This is a genomic window from Kitasatospora sp. NPDC088264, from assembly GCF_040685715.1.
GTDB lineage: Bacteria > Actinomycetota > Actinomycetes > Streptomycetales > Streptomycetaceae > Kitasatospora.
Genome location: NZ_JBFBIR010000004.1, coordinates 146,228 through 164,025, shown reverse-complemented (window position 1 = coordinate 164,025; position 17,798 = coordinate 146,228). Strand labels below are relative to the sequence as shown.

Annotated in this window: 18 protein-coding genes; 8 read left to right on the top strand and 10 right to left on the bottom strand. The window is 74.3% G+C overall.

What is annotated here, in order from left to right; all coding sequences use genetic code 11:
• Positions 1–11 precede the first annotated feature (11 nt).
• The 4 genes from AB0O82_RS05680 to AB0O82_RS05665 all read right to left on the bottom strand — a co-directional run bounded on the left by AB0O82_RS05680 (position 12) and on the right by AB0O82_RS05665 (position 3,311).
• Positions 12–1,133: a TIGR03364 family FAD-dependent oxidoreductase gene (locus tag AB0O82_RS05680; RefSeq protein WP_363580509.1), complete on the bottom strand. Its 1,122-nt coding sequence runs from the start codon at positions 1,131–1,133 to the stop codon at positions 12–14.
• A 104-nt stretch (positions 1,134–1,237) separates the two neighbouring features.
• Positions 1,238–1,753 (bottom strand): pyridoxamine 5'-phosphate oxidase family protein, encoded by a 516-nt coding sequence (locus AB0O82_RS05675; protein WP_363580507.1) that lies wholly within the window; start codon positions 1,751–1,753, stop codon positions 1,238–1,240.
• 221 nt (positions 1,754–1,974) lie between these two features.
• Positions 1,975–2,646, bottom strand: a complete 672-nt coding sequence (locus tag AB0O82_RS05670) for a phosphatase PAP2 family protein (RefSeq protein WP_363580505.1) — start codon at positions 2,644–2,646, stop codon at positions 1,975–1,977.
• Positions 2,643–3,311, bottom strand: a complete 669-nt coding sequence (locus AB0O82_RS05665) for a DedA family protein (RefSeq protein WP_363580503.1) — start codon at positions 3,309–3,311, stop codon at positions 2,643–2,645. The genes AB0O82_RS05670 and AB0O82_RS05665 overlap by 4 nt, the downstream gene beginning before the upstream one ends.
• 115 nt (positions 3,312–3,426) lie before the next feature.
• Between AB0O82_RS05665 and AB0O82_RS05660 the strand changes: the two genes are divergently transcribed.
• From AB0O82_RS05660 to AB0O82_RS05650, 3 genes are all read left to right on the top strand, one after another.
• Positions 3,427–3,882 carry a BlaI/MecI/CopY family transcriptional regulator gene (locus tag AB0O82_RS05660; protein ID WP_363580501.1) on the top strand — a complete coding sequence of 152 codons (456 nt, stop codon included), beginning with the start codon at positions 3,427–3,429 and terminating at the stop codon, positions 3,880–3,882.
• Positions 3,882–4,976, top strand: coding sequence for a M56 family metallopeptidase (locus AB0O82_RS05655; protein ID WP_363580499.1), 1,095 nt, complete (start codon positions 3,882–3,884; stop codon positions 4,974–4,976). Before AB0O82_RS05660 ends, AB0O82_RS05655 begins: the two co-directional genes overlap by 1 nt.
• A gap of 272 nt (positions 4,977–5,248) precedes the next feature.
• The gene (locus tag AB0O82_RS05650; protein WP_363580497.1) at positions 5,249–6,775 is read left to right on the top strand and encodes a GAF domain-containing protein; all 1,527 of its coding nucleotides are present in this window, start codon (positions 5,249–5,251) and stop codon (positions 6,773–6,775) included.
• Here AB0O82_RS05650 and AB0O82_RS05645 read toward each other — a convergent pair.
• Complete coding sequence (locus AB0O82_RS05645) at positions 6,694–7,194, bottom strand: SsgA family sporulation/cell division regulator (RefSeq protein ID WP_363580495.1); 501 nt, start codon at positions 7,192–7,194, stop codon at positions 6,694–6,696. The genes AB0O82_RS05650 and AB0O82_RS05645 overlap by 82 nt on opposite strands.
• Positions 7,195–7,534: 340 nt before the next feature.
• Between AB0O82_RS05645 and AB0O82_RS05640 the strand changes: the two genes are divergently transcribed.
• The 4 genes from AB0O82_RS05640 to AB0O82_RS05625 all read left to right on the top strand — a co-directional run bounded on the left by AB0O82_RS05640 (position 7,535) and on the right by AB0O82_RS05625 (position 12,199).
• Entirely contained in the window at positions 7,535–8,887 is a 1,353-nt protein-coding gene (locus AB0O82_RS05640; RefSeq protein WP_363580493.1) for a hypothetical protein, read from the top strand.
• A gap of 234 nt (positions 8,888–9,121) precedes the next feature.
• Complete coding sequence (locus AB0O82_RS05635) at positions 9,122–10,426, top strand: TerD family protein (RefSeq protein ID WP_363580679.1); 1,305 nt, start codon at positions 9,122–9,124, stop codon at positions 10,424–10,426.
• Between the two features lie 192 nt (positions 10,427–10,618).
• Positions 10,619–11,581, top strand: coding sequence for an SGNH/GDSL hydrolase family protein (locus AB0O82_RS05630; protein WP_363580491.1), 963 nt, complete (start codon positions 10,619–10,621; stop codon positions 11,579–11,581).
• Between the two features lie 129 nt (positions 11,582–11,710).
• Positions 11,711–12,199: a GNAT family N-acetyltransferase gene (locus AB0O82_RS05625; protein ID WP_363580489.1), complete on the top strand. Its 489-nt coding sequence runs from the start codon at positions 11,711–11,713 to the stop codon at positions 12,197–12,199.
• Positions 12,200–12,208: 9 nt separating this feature from the next.
• On the opposite strand, the gene AB0O82_RS05620 is transcribed toward AB0O82_RS05625, so the two are convergent.
• The gene (locus AB0O82_RS05620) at positions 12,209–12,586 is read right to left on the bottom strand and encodes a hypothetical protein (protein ID WP_363580487.1); all 378 of its coding nucleotides are present in this window, start codon (positions 12,584–12,586) and stop codon (positions 12,209–12,211) included.
• 98 nt (positions 12,587–12,684) lie between these two features.
• Between AB0O82_RS05620 and AB0O82_RS05615 the strand changes: the two genes are divergently transcribed.
• Entirely contained in the window at positions 12,685–12,870 is a 186-nt protein-coding gene (locus AB0O82_RS05615) for a hypothetical protein (protein WP_363580485.1), read from the top strand.
• 79 nt (positions 12,871–12,949) lie between these two features.
• On the opposite strand, the gene AB0O82_RS05610 is transcribed toward AB0O82_RS05615, so the two are convergent.
• The 4 genes from AB0O82_RS05610 to AB0O82_RS05595 form a co-directional block, all read right to left on the bottom strand.
• A complete protein-coding gene (locus tag AB0O82_RS05610) occupies positions 12,950–13,879 on the bottom strand; it encodes a proline dehydrogenase family protein (RefSeq protein ID WP_363580483.1) in 930 nt (309 codons plus the stop codon).
• Positions 13,880–14,092: 213 nt separating this feature from the next.
• On the bottom strand, positions 14,093–15,721 hold the full coding sequence (pruA, locus tag AB0O82_RS05605) for an L-glutamate gamma-semialdehyde dehydrogenase (RefSeq protein WP_363580481.1): 1,629 nt from the start codon (positions 15,719–15,721) through the stop codon (positions 14,093–14,095).
• Between the two features lie 150 nt (positions 15,722–15,871).
• Complete coding sequence (locus AB0O82_RS05600; RefSeq protein ID WP_363580479.1) at positions 15,872–17,137, bottom strand: FAD-dependent monooxygenase; 1,266 nt, start codon at positions 17,135–17,137, stop codon at positions 15,872–15,874.
• Positions 17,134–17,730, bottom strand: coding sequence for a PadR family transcriptional regulator (locus AB0O82_RS05595; RefSeq protein WP_363580477.1), 597 nt, complete (start codon positions 17,728–17,730; stop codon positions 17,134–17,136). The genes AB0O82_RS05600 and AB0O82_RS05595 overlap by 4 nt, the downstream gene beginning before the upstream one ends.
• Positions 17,731–17,798 lie beyond the last annotated feature (68 nt).

Genomic DNA, 17,798 nt, shown 5'->3' with positions numbered 1-17,798 from the left:
GTCAACTACCCTTACAGGTTTGCGAGTTCGGCGGTGGTTTCGGCGATGGCCGGGGAGCAGGTCATGCCGCGGCCGCCGGGGCCGGTGACGAGCCAGACGCCGTCGCGGAGTCGTTCGCGGTGGACGACCCGGGTGGTGTCGACGCACTGCGCGTACACCCCGGCCCAGCGGCGGCGGACGCGCGGCAGGGGGCGGCCGAGCAGGTCCTCGGCCACGGCGACCAGGTGGTCGTACGGGTCCTCGACGACGTCGAAGCCGAACGGCTGGTCGTACTCGTGGGTGTCGCCGATGGTGAGGCCGCCGTCGCGCCGCTGGACCATGAGCAGCTGCATCTTGTGTTCGGCGGCGACGTCGGGCTGCGGCTGGGTGTCGCGGAGGCGGTCCAGGGCGGTGCCGGCGAAGGCCGGGTAGTAGCGGAAGCTGTCGCCGTCGGCGACGGAGGTGGTGAGGGTCTCGCCGAGCGGGTCGGTCTGCATCATCTGCAGCCGGACCCTGCGTACGGGCAGCGAGGGGGCGAGTTCGCGGACGAGGCCGCCGAGCCAGGCGCCGGTGCAGAGGATGACGAGGTCACCGGTGTGGATGTCGCCGTGGTCGTCGCGGACGGCGTTCTCGCCGATCACGTCGCGGACCTCGCGGCCGGGCAGGAAGGTGTAGCGGCCGGTGGCCTGGAGGGCGGCGCGCAGCGCGGGCTGGGCGGTGCGGGGTTCGACGGCGGCGTCGCGCTCGCACCACAGGGCGCCGAGGAGTTCGCCGCGCAGGGCGGGGTTGGCGGCCCTGGTCTGGTCGGCGTCGAGCAGCCGGTAGCCGCGGGCGGCGGCGTCGGGCAGGGTGAGTGCCTGTTCGGCGACGGCGAGTTCGGCCTGGGTGCGGATCGCGGTGAGCGATCCGTTGGCGCGGAAGCCGAGGTCGGGGACCCGGGCGCCGATGCCTTCCCACAGTTCGCGGGCGCGCAGCGCGGTGTCCAGTTCCTCGCCCTGCGCGCGGCCGCTGACCCAGACCAGGCCGAAGTTGCGCACCGAGGCGCCGCGCGCCTCGGTCTCGCGCTCCAGGTGGACGACCTCGTGGCCGCGTTCGACGGCCTGCCAGGCGTGCATGGTGCCGAGCACGCCTGCTCCTACGACGATGACTCTCATGCGGCCAGGCTGGTGCGCCCAGGTGTCCTGGGGGCGTCCCGGCAGCGTCCCGCAGATGAATCACCCGAAAAGTTGTACAGACAACCCTGGGGACCGGACAGGGCCTACGGCCGCAGCACCCGCGCCCGCAGGTAGTTGCGCCGCCCGAAGTTCGGCTCGTCCACCGCCGTCAGCTCCTCCACCTGGAACCGGTACAGCGCCGCCGCCCCGCCCCCGGTGAGGAACTGCCGCCGCACCTGCTCGTCCTGTGCGAAGGACGGGTACCGCCCCTGGTAGGCGGCCAGCGCCGCCTCGGCCTGCCGCCCCCAGGCCTCGCTCGCGCCGCCGGCCAGTTGCAGGCCGCGCAGCTGCTCGCCGAAGACCGGCGGCGGCAGGAAAACGGTGGCGGCGGCCCGGGCCTCCTCGGCGAGGTGGCGGCTGTGCCGGGTGGAGCGCTCGCTGACGAAGTACAGGACGAGGTCGTCGTCGTACGCGAAGAAGGCCAGGTTGGCGTGCGGGCCGTGCTCGTGGCCGGCGGTGGCGAGGGTGAGCACCATGGCCTCGGCGAGCAGGCCCTCGACGCCCTTGTGCGGCGACTCGCCCGGCCAGTCCCCCTGCGTGATGTCGAGTCGGTACGGCATTGGCACTCCCTCCGCTGGCACGCCCGGCGCTCCCGCGCCCCGGCACGACTGAGCCGGGCGGGTTCCCCGCGAAGGGGCCCCACGCCCGGCTCACATGCTCTACCCGCCACCCCGGCCAGACAAGGGTCGGACGGGCTACGGGGAGGCTACGGAATCAGCGCTGTCGGGTCTCGCCGCCAGTGCCGCCGACACCCGCCAACAGTGCCGTCGGCACCCGCCGTTCAGTGCTGCCGCGTCCCGTACGTGGCGTGGCGGCCGGCCGTCACCGGCACCGCGCCCGGGCCGAGCAGCGGGCGCAGCGCACCCGTCCGCATCCGGTCCACCAGCGGCCCGCAGCGGCCGGCGAGCGGCGCCAGCACCACCGCGACCAGGAGGCCGACCAGCGCGCCGACGGCCACGTCGTGCGGGTAGTGCACGCCGACCCAGACCCGGGAGGCGCCCATCAGCACCGCGAAGATCCCGGCGATCCAGCCGAGCCGCCGGTCGGCGAACCAGAGTGCGGTGGCGGCGGCGAAGGCGATCACGGTGTGGTTGCTGGGGAAGGACCAGTCACCGGCGCCGGGGCAGGTCTCCAGCGAGACGCTGCCGGGGATCTGGGCGCACGGCCGGACTTCTTCGACCATGCCCTTGAGCACCGAGTTGACGCCGTACGCGACGACGACGATCACCGGCGAGGCGAGCACCTTGGCCATCACGGCCGAGTCGGCGCCGCGCGCCCGCCACCAGGCGTAGAGCATGAAGACCGCGAACAGGCCGAGGCCGAGCGCCGACCAGACCTTGATCAGCTCGTCGAGCCAGTGCGGGGCGGCTTGCGCCCACCCGTTCACCCGGGTGTAGAGGCTGCCGTCGATGCCGCTGCCGTCGTAGACGGCGAGAGCCCGGGAGGACGTCACTTGTCACCTCCGTGACGGTGCGCCTTACGGGCGCGGAACAGTTCGAGAACAATGGGGAGCACGGAGACAACTACTACCAGACCGATGATCGGGAGCAGATATCTGTCGATGCTGGGGATCGACGATCCGAGCCCGTACCCGGCGAGCACGACGCCGACGGTCCAGACGGCGCCGCCGGTCACCTGCCAGAACGTGAACGAGCGGGCCGGCACTTCGAGCACGCCGCAGAGCGGGTTCAGCACCGTTCGGACCACCGGGATGAAGCGGGCGAGCACGATCGCCTTGCCGTGGCCGTACTTGCCCAGCAGTTCCTCGGCCCGCTCGACGCCCTCCAGCAGGCTCTTGCGCTCGGTGCGGCGCAGCAGCGCGCGGCCGCCGCGCTTGCCGATCAGGTAGCCGACCTGGGCGCCTGCCAGCGCGCCGACCAGGGCGGCGGGCAGCACCTGGTAGAGCTCCAGCTGCGGGCCCCTGGTGGCGCCGGGCACGCACAGCAGCCCCGCGGTGAACAGCAGCGAGTCTCCGGGCAGGAAGAAGCCCACCAGCAGGCCGGTCTCGGCGAAGAGCACGACGGCGATGCCGAGTGCGCCGAAGGCGGCGAGCAGCGAGGACGCGTCCAGCGGGTTCACCGCGAGGTGAGCGGCCGGATCGGCGAGGAACTGAAGCAAGGCTGGCGGACCTCCCGTACGTTGGGGGGCGGTTCACAGCGGAACCCGCCCCGACCGTCTACAGTGACGTAGACGGTCTACATGACTGTAGACGAAACCTGGAGGAAGCGCCGCCATGTCCGACGTACCGTCCGCCCGCCGGCCCGCCGGGGAGCTGGAGGCCGAGGTGCTGGCCGCGCTCTGGTCGGCCCGGCAGCCGATGACCCCGCAGGACGTCCAGTCGGCACTCGGCGGGGACCTCGCCCGCACCACCATCGCCACGATCCTCGCCCGCCTCCACGACAAGGGCACCGTGGAGCGCACCCGGGCCGGCCGCGCCTACGCGTACACCCCGACCGTCCAGGACACCGCGGGCCTCGCCGCCCGCCGGATGCACACCGAGCTCGGCCGCGAGGCCGACCGCTCCACCGTGCTCGCCCGCTTCGTCTCCGACCTCTCCGCCGAGGACGAGCAGCTGCTGCGCGACCTGCTCGGCGACGGCGCCCCGGGTCTCGACTCCACCCCGGGCATCGCCCCCGCCCCCGGCCACCGCACCTCCGGCCACGGCACCCCCGGGGCGGCCGGATCGTGATGATCGCCGTCTGGGCCCCGCTGCTGCTGCCGTTCCTGGCCGCCCCGCTGGCCCGCCGCCTCGCCGACGCGCTGCCGCCCCGGGCCGCCGCCTGGATGCTCGCCGGGACGTCCGCCGTGCTGGCCGGCGGCACCCTCTGCTCGCTCGGCCTGCTCGCCGCCGCCGGGCTGCTCCAGCTACCGCCGGTCGCCGCGATCGGCCACCTGTCGCTGCCCTGGCTCACCGCCGCCGCACCCGACGCGCCGGTGGCGGCCGCCGCGGCCGGTCTGGTGCTCGCCGCGCTGACCGCCCGGGCCGTCCGCACCGCCCGCCGCCACCGGCTGGAACTGCGCGAGGCCCGGGCCGCCCTCCCGGCCTGCCCCGCGCCGGACTGCCCCACGCCGACCGAGGGCCGGCATCCGGACACACGCCCCGGGCACGTCACCATGCGCCGGGCACGCACCCCGCAGGCCGTCCTGGCCGGCGCCCGCGCCCTGCTCCAGCCGAGCGAGCACCCGCTCGCCGTCCTCGACGACGAGCGCGCCGACGCCTTCGCCCTGCCGGGGCGCCTGCCCCTCCCCGGCCGGCCCGGCGAGCCCGGCCGGATCGTGGTCACCTCCGGCATGCTGCGCATCCTCACCGGGCCCGAGCGGGCCGCCCTGCTCGCCCACGAGCGCGCCCACCTGACCGCCCGCCACCACGTCTTCCTCGCCCTCGCCGAGCACGCCGCCGACCTCCACCCGGCGCTGCGGCCGCTCCGCGCGCCCCTCGGGTACCACCTGGAGCGCTGGGCCGACGAGGTGGCGGCCGCCCGGGTCGGCGACCGCGCCGTGACCGCCCGCGCGGTCGGCCGGGCCGCCCTGGCCGCCAGCCGCTCCCCCTGGCCGGCCCGGCCCCGGCTCGTCCCCGCCGCCCACTCCGGGCCGGTCCCGCGCCGGGTCGCCGCCCTGCTCCAGCCCCGCCCGGCGACCACCGCCACCGGCACCCGCCTGCGCGCGGTCGCGATCGCGCTGGCCGCCTGCCTGGCGCTGAGCACCGCCGCCTCCCTGGAGGCCACCGCCGACCTGCACCACACCGTCGAGGCGGCCCAGCGCGGCACCGGCGCTGACCGCTGACCGCTGACCGCGGCACGATCCACCGAGCCCGCACCAGGCCTACGCAAGGCCCTCACCAGGTCCCGTGCCAGGCCTCGCACCAGGCCCGCGCCGGGCTCACACCAGGCCCGCACCAGGACCCCCGCTAGTCATCACACCCCGGCATGTCCACGGTCATACCGTCCGGTATGCCGAGTTGGCAGACCCCGTCCCCAGACACTCACCGCCCCCGTACGCTTTCGTCAGCGCGTCGACCCCGGCGCGGCCTCGAACGGCGGCGAGGAGCAACGCGAGTGCGGCAGACCGGACGGCAGTCCCGACGACCAGAACGCCGCACCGCGCCGAGCACGGCCGAGCTGGCCAGGGTCCACGACCGCACCCTCGCCGAAGCCGCCGCCCGCGAACTCGCCCAGCCCCCCTACCCCGACCCCGGCTCCCCCGGCCTGCTCGAACCCCGCCCCGAGATCGGCGACTCCTGGGCCCGGCTGCGCCGCCTCGGGCTCGACCCCGACGCCGGTGCCGCCGCCGTCCACCTCGGCCCCGCCGAGATCGAGCAGCGCCGCCGCACCAGCGGCCTGGACGCGGTCCTGCCGGTGCTGCGCGACACCCTGCTCCAGCCGGTCGGCCAGAGCCCGCTGATCCTCGCCATCGCCGACGCCGACGGCCACGTGCTCTGGCAGGAGGGCGAGCGCGCCCTGCGCCGCAGCGCCGACCGGATCGGCTTCCTCACCGGCGCCCGCTGGATCGAGGAGAGCGTCGGCACCAACGGCATCGCCGTCGCACTGCGCGCCCAGCGCCCGATGCACGTCCACTCCGCCGAGCACTACCTGCGCAGCCACCATTCCTGGACCTGCGTGGCCGCCCCCGTGCACGACCCGGGCACCGGGCGGCTGGTCGGCGCGATCAACCTCAGCGGCCCGGCCCGCAACGTCCGCCCGTACCTGCTGCAGCTCACCGCCACCGCCGCCCGGCTCGCCGAGACCGAGCTGCGCGCCCACCGGCTGGAGGCGCTGCACCAACTGCGCACCCTGGCCGCGCCGGTGCTCGCCCGGGTGGCCGGCCCTGCCCTGGTGGTGGACTCCGCCGGGTGGACCGCCGCCGCGGCCGGGCTGCCGCCGCCCGGCCGGCTGCGGGTGCCGGTCGGCGGCTGGGGGACCGCCGCCGTGCACTGGGTGCCGGGCCTCGGCGAGTGCGCCCTGGAACCGCTCGCGGACGGCTGGCTGGTGCGACCGGTCCGGCCACCCGAGGCGGACGGCTCCGGCACGGTGACGGCCGAACAGGCCGAGCAGGCCGAGGGCGCCCGGCTCCGGCTCGACCTGCGCCGCCAGGACCGCCCGGAGCTGACCGTCCGGGGCGCGGCCGGTAGCTGGTCGCACCCGCTCAGCCCGCGCCACGCCGAACTGCTGCTCCTGCTCGCCACCGGACGCGAGGGCAGCACGGCCGCGCAGCTCGCGGAGGCGCTGTTCGGCGACCCGGGCCGGACGGTGACGGTCCGCGCCGAGCTGTCCCGGCTGCGCCGCTACCTGGGCGGCCTGCTGGCCCACCGGCCGTACCGCATCGCCGAGTCGGTGTTGGTCACGGTGGACGGGCCGGACGACCCGTACGACCTGCTGCCGGCCTCCTCGGCCCCGGCCGTCCGGCGGCTGCGGGCCGGGCTGGCCACGGGGACGGTCCGGCTGCCGGGTACTACGGTGCCCGTCCCGCCGCCGCGCGGGCCCGCCGGCGCCCCGACCGGGCCTCAGCCGCCGGCGAGCAGCGCGGCCAGCTGGGCGTCGGTCGGGCCGCAGGCGCGCTCCGCCTCGGCGGAGACCAGCACGTAGGTACGGTCCAGCCACGCCCGCACCCGGGGCTTGGAGGCCTCCAGCAGGGCGCTGCCGTGCGGTGATTCGAGCGCCAGGTGCAGCGTCGAGCCGTGGCACGGGCAGTACGCCGGCCACAGCTTGACGTCGCCCTGGCCGCTCAGCGTCTGGAGACCGTCGCGCAGCAGCTCGCGCGAGAACACCCAGTCGGCCTCGTCCGGCCGCCCCAGATGGAAGGTCAGCAGCACCTCGTACGGGCGCGCGGCCTCGAACCGGAACCGGGTGCGCACCTCGCCGACCACCTCCTCGCCCAGCGAGATCCGCAGCATCAGCACCTCCTCCACCGCCGCCGGAGCGGCGGTGGAGCCGTCCCCATCGCCGCCCGTGGGGGTGGCGGCGAGGGGTGCACTGGAGGCTGCGGACAGCGGGTCGGGCGGCATGACGGTCTCTCCGGGACGGCGTGGGATGACCTCAGCCTGAGCCACTTCCGGCCGGGCGGGCAAGGGTTGCAAGGAGGTTGCATCGATCCCCGTCCGGGCGGGCCCGACCGCCCTCACCGACTTATCAGACGGATCGTCAACTTCCTTCTGTCGAACGGGTGTCCACGAAACGGATCAAAACCGTCCAGGCCGCGACGAGCCGCTGGTACGCTCTCCCCCTCCCGGCGCGGGCCCCACCCGGACCCCGGCCGACCGACCCCGGGCGGCCGATGCCGACCCGGTGGCAGCGCATGGGAGAATACCGCGACCGCGACGGCGACTTCGGGGAGGGAGGGGTCCGGTGGCTGCGCGCGAGGACACTGCGCGGGACGTTCGGCACGAACCCGAACGGCACGGCCGGCACGGGCGGCCACGCCCGTTCGGCGGCCGGTTCCGGCTGCCCACCCTGCGCTTCTCCGGTGCCGCGATGGCGATGTCCACCGTCGTCGGCATCAGCATCGCCACCACCCTCCTGCTCAACGAGCAGCAGGGCGTGGGCCGGCGGGCCGGGGTCGCGCGCGTCGGCACCACCCCGCCGCCCACCCCCGCCGCGGGCGACCAGGCCGAGGCCGCCGCCGACCGGGCCCCGACCGCGCCGAACCCCACCGCGCCGAACCCCACCGCGCCGAACCCCACCGACCTCCCGGCCACCGGCCGACCGCCCGCACCGAGCCCCTCGGCGCACCGCCCGGGGGCGGCGGAGGGCACGGCCGCCGGAGCTGCCTCGCCCAGCGCGCCCGGCACCCGGTCGGCACCCCCGGAACCCGCCGGCGGACAGGCCGCGGCCGAACCCATGGCCGACCACGGCCCCGGCACCCGGCCGGCCGGCACCGGCGAGCCCGCCACGCCGGCCGACGCCGCCGCGCCCTCGCCGTCGGCCCAGCCCGTCGCGCCCGCCGCCGAGCAGCCGGCCGACCCCTCTTCGCCCTCCCCCTCGCCGACCACGCCGCACGCGCCCGGACCCCGCCCGGCCGCCCCGGCGCAGCCCGCACCGCCGCCGCCCGGCGCGGTTGCCCCGGGCACCGACGGCCCGACCGCCGGCACCCCTGACCCGGACACCGACCCGGGCACCGACCAGGCCCTGACCGGCGTCGCCACGGTCACACCGCTCGGCCGGGACGGCCTCCGGCACCAGCTCGACCTCACCGCCACCGAGCCGCTCACCGCATTTCAGGCCGAATTCCGCCTCACCCCGGGCGAGTTGGCACCCGGAAGCGGCGCCGCCTGGACCGACCTGCCCGGCGCGGTCGTCACCGCCCAACAGGAGCGCGGCACCCTCGTCTACCGCTTCACCACCCCGGCCGGCATCGACGTCCCGCCCGGCCACTACGCCTTCGGCGTGCGCGGCACCCGCCCCGCCGCCGAACCCCCGGGGCCCACCGGCCCGTCCGGCCCGTCCCTCCCGTCCGGCCCCTCGCTCCCGTCCGGTTGGCCCGCTTCGTCCGGCCCGGTCCGCAAGGTCGCCGCGGCGGAGAGCTGGAGCGCCGCCGCCTTCGGCATCGACCGGCCCCGGGCGGTCGCCGCGCTCGGCGCCTTCGGCCCGGTCGCACCACAGCCGGCCGCGCCGCAGCCGGTCACACCGCGGCCCGCCGCGCCCGAGGCACCCGGGCTCCCGCCGCGCCCCGGCACGCCGACGGCCTTCACGCCCCGCTGACCTCCGGCCGCGCCGTCCCGCCGGCTTGCCACCTCGCAGCCTCGCCACCTCGCCGGGGTCTGCCGCCCACCCCCGTCGTCCGGCCGTACCGTCCGACGATCCGACAGGTCACCGCCCCGGACGGGCTCATCCCGACGCGCCCGTTCGTTACTGTGGGCAGCACCCGGCCCGGCGGTCCCAGCGGCCCCGGCCGGCCGCCGTTCCGCATCCGAGGAGGAGTCCGTGTCCACCGTCCTGACCCAAGGCGGCAACGCCCCGCTGACCGCCGCGCGGGTGACTGTCGAGGTCACCGCGCCCAAGGCGCTGGACGTCTCCGGCCTGCTGCTGACCGACGCCGGAAAGGTGCGCTCGGACGACGACTTCGTCTTCTTCAACGCCCCGCACGGCCCCGGCGTCAGCCACCGCCCGGCCGCCGCCGGAGCGCCGGACGCGATCACCGTCGACACCCTGGCCGTCCCGGCCGGCATCACCAAGATCGTGGTGACCGCCAGCCCCGCCGACCAGTCCTCCACCTTCGCCGGGATGGAGCCGACCGCCACCGTCCGCGACGCCGACACCGGGCAGGCCCTGGTGACCTTCACCCCGCCTCAGCTGGGCCAGGAGACCGCGCTCATCGTGGTCGAGGTCTACCAGCGCGGCGGCGCCTGGAAGGTGCGCGCGGTCGGCCAGGGCTACGCCAACGGCCTGGCGGGCATCGCCACCGACTTCGGCGTCTCCGTCGACGACTCCCCGGCCGCGGCCCCGGCCGCCCAGGCCCAGGCCCCGGCCCCCGCCACTCCCCCCGCGGCCCCGCCCACCCCTCCGGCCGCTCCCCCGGCTCCCCCGGCTCCCCCGGCTCCCCCGGCTCACCCGGCTCCCGCGGCTCACCCGGCTCCCCCCGTCGACCCGCGGATCGCCCTCGCCGCCACCCCGCCCGCGCCCCCCGTGCCCCCGGTCGCCCCGCCGGCCCCGGCCGCCCCCGCCAAGGTCACCCTGGACAAGGGCCGGGTCAACCTGGTCAAGGGCAGTTCGGTCTCCCTGGTGAAGAACGGCCGCCCGTTCCTCTCCTCGGTCCGGATGGCGCTCGGCTGGGAGCCCGCCGGCCGCGGCCGCAGCGTCGACCTGGACGCCTCCTGCCTCGCCTTCGACGCCCGGCGCAAGAAGCTGGAGACGGCCTGGTTCATGAAGCTGACCGTCTTCAAGGGCGCGATCGCCCACTCCGGCGACAACCTCACCGGCGGCGGAGCCGGCGACGACGAGTCGATCACCGTCCATCTGGACGGCCTGCCGGCCGAGGTCACCGGCCTGGTCTTCGTCGTCAACTCCTTCTCCGGCCAGCGGTTCACCGAGGTCAAGAACGCCTACTGCCGCCTGCTGGACGCCCGGACGGAGGAGGAGCTGGTCCGCTTCGACCTCACCCACTCCGAGCCGCACACGGGCGTGGTGATGTGCAAGCTGGTCCGGCAGTCGTCCGGCGAGTGGGTGATGACCGCGCTCGGCGAGTACGTCGATGCCAAGACCGCCCGGGCGATGGTCGATCCGTCCGCCGCCCTGCTCTGAACCGTCTCGCCCCCACCCCGCTCCGCCCCACCCCTCACCGAGACCGCCCTGACGCCCAGGGCCGATCGGCCCAACGTCATGGCCGCACACGCGAATTCACCCTCCTGAGGGATCAAGTCGTCCACCCGCCGACTCGATTTACCTCTAGGGGGGTGAATCGCGCTCTCCCGCGCACTCGTTGAGGGAGAGACCGTGCCACGCTTCCTGTCCCGCCTCGCCGTCGCCGGCACCGCCGTCGCGCTCACCGCCGGCCTGATCACCCCGTCCGCCGCCCAGGCCGCCGCCGAGCCGTCCGGCCGCGTCCGGACGCTCGCCTGGGCCGCGCTCGGCGACTCCTACACGGCCGGCTTCGTCGAGGCCGCCGGCGCCGAGACCGAACCCCGCGACGGCTGCGCCCGCACCACCGGCTCCTACCCCGAGCTGATCCGCCGCGGCCTCGGCCCCCTGGTCGAACTGCGCAACGTCAGCTGTTCCGGCGCCACCGTCAAGGACGTCTACCAGACCAAGGAGGCCCCGCCCGGCCGCCCGCTCCCGCCGCTCGGGACCAACCCCGGCGCCCCCTTCCCACCGGTCCCGTCGCAGATCGACGCCGTCTCCCCGAGCGCCGACGTGATCACCGTCGAGATCGGCGGCAACACCCTCGGCTTCGCCGAGATCCTCAAGGGCTGCATCGAACTCGGCGCCGCGGTCCTCGGCCAGGGCACGCCCTGCAAGGACAAGTTCGACGCGAGCCTGCCCGACCGCTTCGACCAACTGCGCGGCGACTTCGACCAGATGCTCGGCGCCCTGCACGCCAAGGCCCCGTCCGCGCGACTGCTGGCCGTCGGCTACCCCCACCTCGTCCCCGAGGACGCCACCCGCTGCACCTACGGCGACCTGGAGCAGTTCGCCACCTTCACCACCGGCGACCTCGCCTGGGCGCGGACGGCCATCCTGGAGCCGCTCAACGCGATCATCGCCCAGCGGACCGCCGCCCGCGGCGACACCTTCGTCGACCTCTACCCCTCCACCACCGGCCACAGCGTGTGCGACCAGGACCACTGGCTGGACGGCGTGCTGACCAGCATCATCCCGCTGCGTTACGCCCTGGTGCACCCCAACGCCAAGGGCCAGGCCCACGCGGCCGCCCTGGTCGAGGACGCCGTCCTGAACTGACCGGCCGCACCGGAAGCGGCCGTACCCGGAAGCGGCCGAACCGGAAGCAGCCGCGCCGGAAACGCCCGCGCATCGAGAACCGATCGAAAACCAGTGGCAGGCCCTCCCGTCGCGGATCATGCTGAGCGGATGCTCATCCGCGAAGCCACCCCCGAGGACTGGCCTGCCGTCTGGCCCTTCTTCCACACCGTCATCGCCGCCGGTGAGACGTTCCCCTACCCCCTCGACCTCTCCTCCGACCTCGGCCGGGAGTGGTGGATGCTCGCCGCACCCCATCGCACGGTGGTCGCGGTGGACGAGGCCGGCACGGTCGTCGGCACCGCCAACATGACCCGTAACCGCCCCGGCAACGGCGCGCACATGGCCAGCGCCAGCTACCTGGTCGACCCGGCGCACCACGGCCGCGGCATCGGGCGGGCCCTGGTCGAGTACACCCTCGACTGGGCTCGCGCCAACGGCTACCGCGCCATGCAGTTCAATGCCGTGGTCGCCAACAACCACCACGCCGTGAAGCTCTACCGGTCCCTCGGCTTCGACATCGTCGGCACCGTCCCCGAGGCCTTCCACCACCCCGTCGACGGATACGTCGGCCTGCACGTCATGCACCGGGCACTGTAAGGGAGTTCGCTACTCCTCGATCGCCCCGCCGACCCGCCGCAGGTGCTGCCGGAAGCTGTACGACGGGTCGGCGGCGCGGCGCTCCAGGTACTCGTCGAAGGCGGTCTGCCGGCGCAGCGTGTCGCCGGAGGCGATCCGCCCGGCCTGCGCGCGCTCGGTCCCGGCGATCCCGGCGGCCGTATCCAGCACCTCCCCGGCCCGGTCGGCCGGGACGAACAGCACCCCGTCCGCGTCGCCGAACACCACGTCCCCGGCGCTCACCAGGTGCGGCCCGACCCGCGCCGCCACCGCCGCCACCCCCACCGGCGCCGCCCTGAGCCCCACCCCCAACCGCACACACGCATCCGCCACCAACGGCGTCGACAACCCCGCGAACTCCTTCAGCATCCCCAACTCCTCTTACCAAAAGCCCAGTTCACGCTGCCTCGATCCTAATCCGGGGTTCCGCCTCACCCCATTGAGTGATCGTCATCCATCCACCCGACGTGCCACTCCGAGCTCACCTATTCTGTTGGCGCGTCCAACCAATCGACCGCGAGCGGGCCCAGGTCAGCCTCTTCAGCAATCCCCACCGCGACGAGTACACCGAGGTGCACCTGGCAGCCTTCGGCGAACCGCTCGCCCTCCCCGCCCCGTTCGAGTTCGAGTTGGACACCAAGGACTTCCTCTAGAAGTCCCGGGAACGCGACAAACGGCCCGCACCCCCCTTCCACCGGGGGTGCGGGCCGTCGTCGTGCGGGTGCGCGCGGGTCAGCCGCGGGTGGCCATGGCGCGCAGGAAGAAGGTGAGGTTGGCCGGGCGCTCGGCGAGGCGGCGCATGAAGTAGCCGTACCACTCCTGGCCGTAGGGCAGGTACACGCGCATGGTGTTGCCCTCGCCGGCGAGGCGCAGCTGCTCCTCGGGGCGGATGCCGAACAGCATCTGGTACTCGAAGGAGTCGCGCTTGCGGCCGTTCCACTGGGCGAGCTGGCCGGCGATCTTGATCATGTTGGGGTCGTGCGAGGCGATCATCGGGTAGCCCTCGCCGGCCATCAGGACCTTGAGCGCGCGGACGTACGCGAGGTCGACCTCGTGCTTGCCCTGGAAGGCGACCGACTCGGGCTCCTTGTAGGCGCCCTTGCACAGGCGCACGCGCGAGCCGGGGCCGGAGAACTCGCGGCAGTCGGCCTCGGTGCGGCGCAGGTAGGCCTGGAGCACGACGCCCAGCCAGGGGAAGTCCGCCCGCAGCTCGCGCGCGATGCCGAGGGTGGAGTCGGTGGTGGTGTGATCCTCCATGTCGAGGGTCACCGTGGTGCCGGCGTCGGCGGCGGCCTCGCAGATGCGGCGGGCGTTCTCCAGCGCGATCTTCTCGCCGTCCACCGGGAGGAACTGGCCGACGGCCGACAGCTTGACCGACACCTCGGCGCCGGCCGCGAGGCCGGTCTCCTTGAGCGCCTTGAGCAGGTGCTCGTAGGCCTCGGCGGTGCCGGCGGCCTGGGCGGCGTCCTGGGTGTCCTCGCCGAGGTGGTCCAGGGTGACCTTGCGGCCGGTGGCGATCAGGTCGTCGGTCGCGGTGACGGCGTCGTCGAGGACGTCACCGGCGACGAAGCGCTCGACTATCGCGTGGGTCGGCGGGAACTTCTCGACCACGGTGCGGACCTGCGGCGACCGGGAGGCCGCGAGAAGGGCGGAACGGAGCATCGTGACTCCTGGAGCTGGTGCTTCTAAGGGTGGCAGAAGGGGGGCCGGGGCGGCGGGCGGCGGGTATGTGACACCGCCGCCCCGGCGGGCGGCGCCCGGCTGCGGGGCCGGGCGTCGCGGGTGACCGAGTGGTCAGGCGACCGGAGTGGTCAGGTGACCGGCGCGGCCACGTGACCTGGACGGTCAGGCGACCGGAACGGTCGGGAGGGGCACTCAGCCCATGTGCGGGTAGCGGTAGTCCGTCGGCGGGACGAAGGTCTCCTTGACCGAGCGGGTCGAGGTCCACCGCGCCAGGTTCTGCTTGGCACCGGCCTTGTCGTTGGTGCCGGAGGCCCGGCCGCCGCCGAAGGGCTGCTGGCCGACGACGGCGCCGGTCGGCTTGTCGTTGATGTAGAAGTTGCCGGCCGCGAAGCGCAGCTTGTGCATGGCGTCCTGGGCGGCCGCGCGGTCCTGGGCGATGATCGCGCCGGTCAGGCCGTAGGCGGAGGCCGACTCCATCTGGGCCAGCATCTCGTCGTACTTGTCGTCCTGGTAGACGTGCACGGCGAGGATCGGGCCGAAGTACTCCTCGCGGAAGTACTCGGACGCCGGGTCCTCGCAGACCAGGACGGTCGGGCGGACGAAGTAGCCGACCGAGTCGTCGTAGGTGCCGCCGGCCAGGACCTCGACCGCGGGGTCGGCCTGGGCGCGGTCGATGGCGGCCTTGTTCTTGGCGAAGGCACGGTCGTCGATGACGGCGGACATGAAGTTCGCCAGGTCGGTGACGTCGCCCATGGTGAGGCCCTCGACCTCGGCGGCGAACTCGTCCTTGAGACCGGCCCAGATCGAAGCCGGGACGTAGGCGCGGGAGAGCGCCGAGCACTTCTGGCCCTGGAACTCGAAGGCGCCGCGGGTCATCGCGGTCTTCAGCACGGCCGGGTCGGCGGACGGGTGGGCGACCAGGAAGTCCTTGCCGCCGGTCTCGCCGACGATCCGCGGGTAGGTGCGGTAGCCGGCGATGTTCTCGCCGACGGAGCGCCACAGGTGCTGGAAGGTGGCGGTGGAGCCGGTGAAGTGGATGCCGGCCAGCGCCGGGTGCTTGAGCGCCACGGCGGAGACGTCCAGGCCGTCGCCGGTCACCATGTTGATGACGCCCTTGGGCAGGCCGGCCTCCTCCAGCAGCTGCATCAGCAGGTGCGCGGAGTACTGCTGGGTCGGGGACGGCTTCCAGAGCACCACGTTGCCCATCAGCGCGGGCGCGGTCGGCAGGTTGCCGGCGATCGCGGTGAAGTTGAACGGGGTGATCGCGTAGACGAAGCCCTCCAGCGGGCGGTGGTCGCTGCGGTTCCACACGCCGTCCGAGGAGATCGGCTGCTCGGCCATGATCTGGCGGGCGAAGTGCACGTTGAAGCGCAGGAAGTCGACCAGCTCGCAGGGCGTGTCGATCTCGGCCTGCTGGGCGGTCTTGGACTGGCCGAGCATGGTGGCGGCGGCCAGGGTCTCGCGCCAGGGGCCGGCCAGCAGGTCGGCGGCCTTGAGGAAGATCGCGGCGCGGGAGTCGAAGGAGAGCGCCTGCCAGGCCGGGGCCGCGGCCAGGGCAGTGTCGATGGCCTCCTGCGCGTCGGCCTGGGTGGCGTTGCGCAGGGTGCCGAGCCTCGCCGCGTGGTTGTGCGGCTGGACGACGTGGATCTCGGCGCCGCCGCCCATGCGGCGCTCACCGTTGATCGTCATGGTCAGCTGGACCGGCTCCTGGCCGCCCAGCTCCTTCAGCTTGGCCTCCAGACGGGCCCGTTCCGGGCTGCCCGGGGCGTAGCTGTGGACCGGCTCGTTCACCGGCGCGGGGACCTGGGTCACAGCGTCCATAGAGCGCACGCTCTCCTTCGTTGATGCGGGGGGATGCCGGCGCGGGTCGCACGTCGGCCACAGCACGAACGCTATTCCTGCCCCTGGGGCCACTTGATTGGCCGGAAGGCTAAATTCCCCCGTACGGCGTTGTCCGGCCCGACGAAGGGGTCACGGCGCAATCACGGCGCGCCGTTGCCGGCCCGTCGCGCCGGAGGCCACCGGGAGCACCGGCCGGTCCCAGTCGATCCGGTGGCCGTGCACCGGGCGGAGCATCTTCTCCGGGCTCAGGAAGGTCCGCATCGCGATCGGCGCGAGCAGCCGGAACAGCGCCCGGCCGACCGGCCCGGAGGACTTCTGGTTGTTGGTGCGCGCCGCGTCGGCCGCGATCTTCTCGACCCGGGGCCGGCGCAGCGCCTCGTAGGCGGCGAAGGCGGCGGTGTGGTCGGGCAGGTCCCGCAGGCAGCGGGCGAGTTCGACGGCGCTCTCGACGGCCAGCGAGACGCCCTGGCCGGAGCTGTTGGAGGGGGCGTGCGCGCAGTCGCCGACCAGCACCATCCGGCCGCGGTACCAGTGCGGGACGGACGGCATGATCTCCAGCCGCGGGAAGACCTCGACGGTGTCGGCGGCGGCCTCGCGCAGCACGTCCCGGGCGGGCAGGTCGTCGGCGTGCAGGTCGCGGACCCGGCGCAGCCACTGCTCCGGGCTGACGGCGCGGACCTGTTCGGCGGTCAGCTGATCGGGCTGCGGGATGTTGCTGAACCAGGCCGTCCCGGCGCCGTCCGGCAGCCCCCAGTAGCCGAAGAAGGCGCGGGCGCCGTTGGCGAAGTGCATGGTCTCGCCGTGTCCGGCCCGGCCGGGCAGCCGGTGCGGGCTGTAGCCGCCGACGCCGAGCAGGCCGGTGTACCGCGCACCGGGTGCGGCCGGGTCGATCAGGGTGCGGACGGTGGAGCGGGTGCCGTCGGTGCCGATCAGCAGGTCGCCGGTGGCGGTGTCGCCGTCGGCGAAGCGGGCGGTGATGCCGTCGGCGCCCTCCTCGGCGCCGACCAGCCGTTTGCCGTACCGGACTTCGATGCCGCTCTCGCGCAGCCGCCGCTGGAGCACCTCGTACAGTTCGGCGCGGCGCATGACCCGGCCGGGCGGCAGGTCGGGGAGGCCGGCGAACTCGGCCAGCACGCCGCCCCGGCCGTCCTCGATCAGCATCGGGCCGATCGGCTGCCCGATCGCGCCGACCTCCGCCCCGAGCCCGACGGTCGCCAGGGCGTCGAGCCCGTTGGGGGCGATCATGAAGGTGCCGCCGATGCCCTCGGCGGAGGACTCGTAGGCCTCGAAGACGACGGCTTCGACGCCGGCCTTGCGCAGGGCCAGTGCCGTCACCGGCCCGGCGATCCCGCCGCCGATGACGAGGGCCCTCTTCTCCCCGTTGCTCGTACTCATTCCAGGCTCCCGAAGATCTCGTGCCAGGTCCGGATGAACTCCGGCTCCTTGAGTCGACCGACGAGGTGCTCGACGAAGCGGCCCTCGGCCTCCAGCGCGCCGACCCGGTGCTCCTCCTCGATCAGGAAGATCCAGGCCACGCCGTCGTCCGAGGCCTTCCGCAGGGCCGCCCGGATGCCCGTCACCTCGGCGGCCAGCGCGGCCCGCCGCTGTTCCAGCAGTTCCACGGCCTCGGCCGGCGGGACCACCATGAGCAGCGACAGCGCGACCCCGAACGCGGGGTACTCGTGCTGCGGTTCGGCGACGAGTTCGCGCATCCAGTCGGTGAGCTCCGCCCGGCCCTCGGGGGTGACGGCGTAGACGGTGCGCTCCGGTCGCTGGGTGTCGCGGACGGTCTCCTGTTCGGCGACGAACCCGGCCTTCCGCAGTTGCTCCACGACCATGTACAGCGAGCTGCGGTTGTACTTGATGTTGCGGTCCTTGCCGTGCTCCTTGAGCCGGCGCCCCATCTCGTACGGGTGCATCGGCCCGGCCACGAGTTCGGCCAGGACCGCGAGGGCCAGCGGGTTCGACACCTTGCGTCGCTTCGCCACGAGACGTCCTCATCTCTTGGTCAGTACTGACTATCCAATCCTGAATAGTCAGAGTCAACTATTTACGA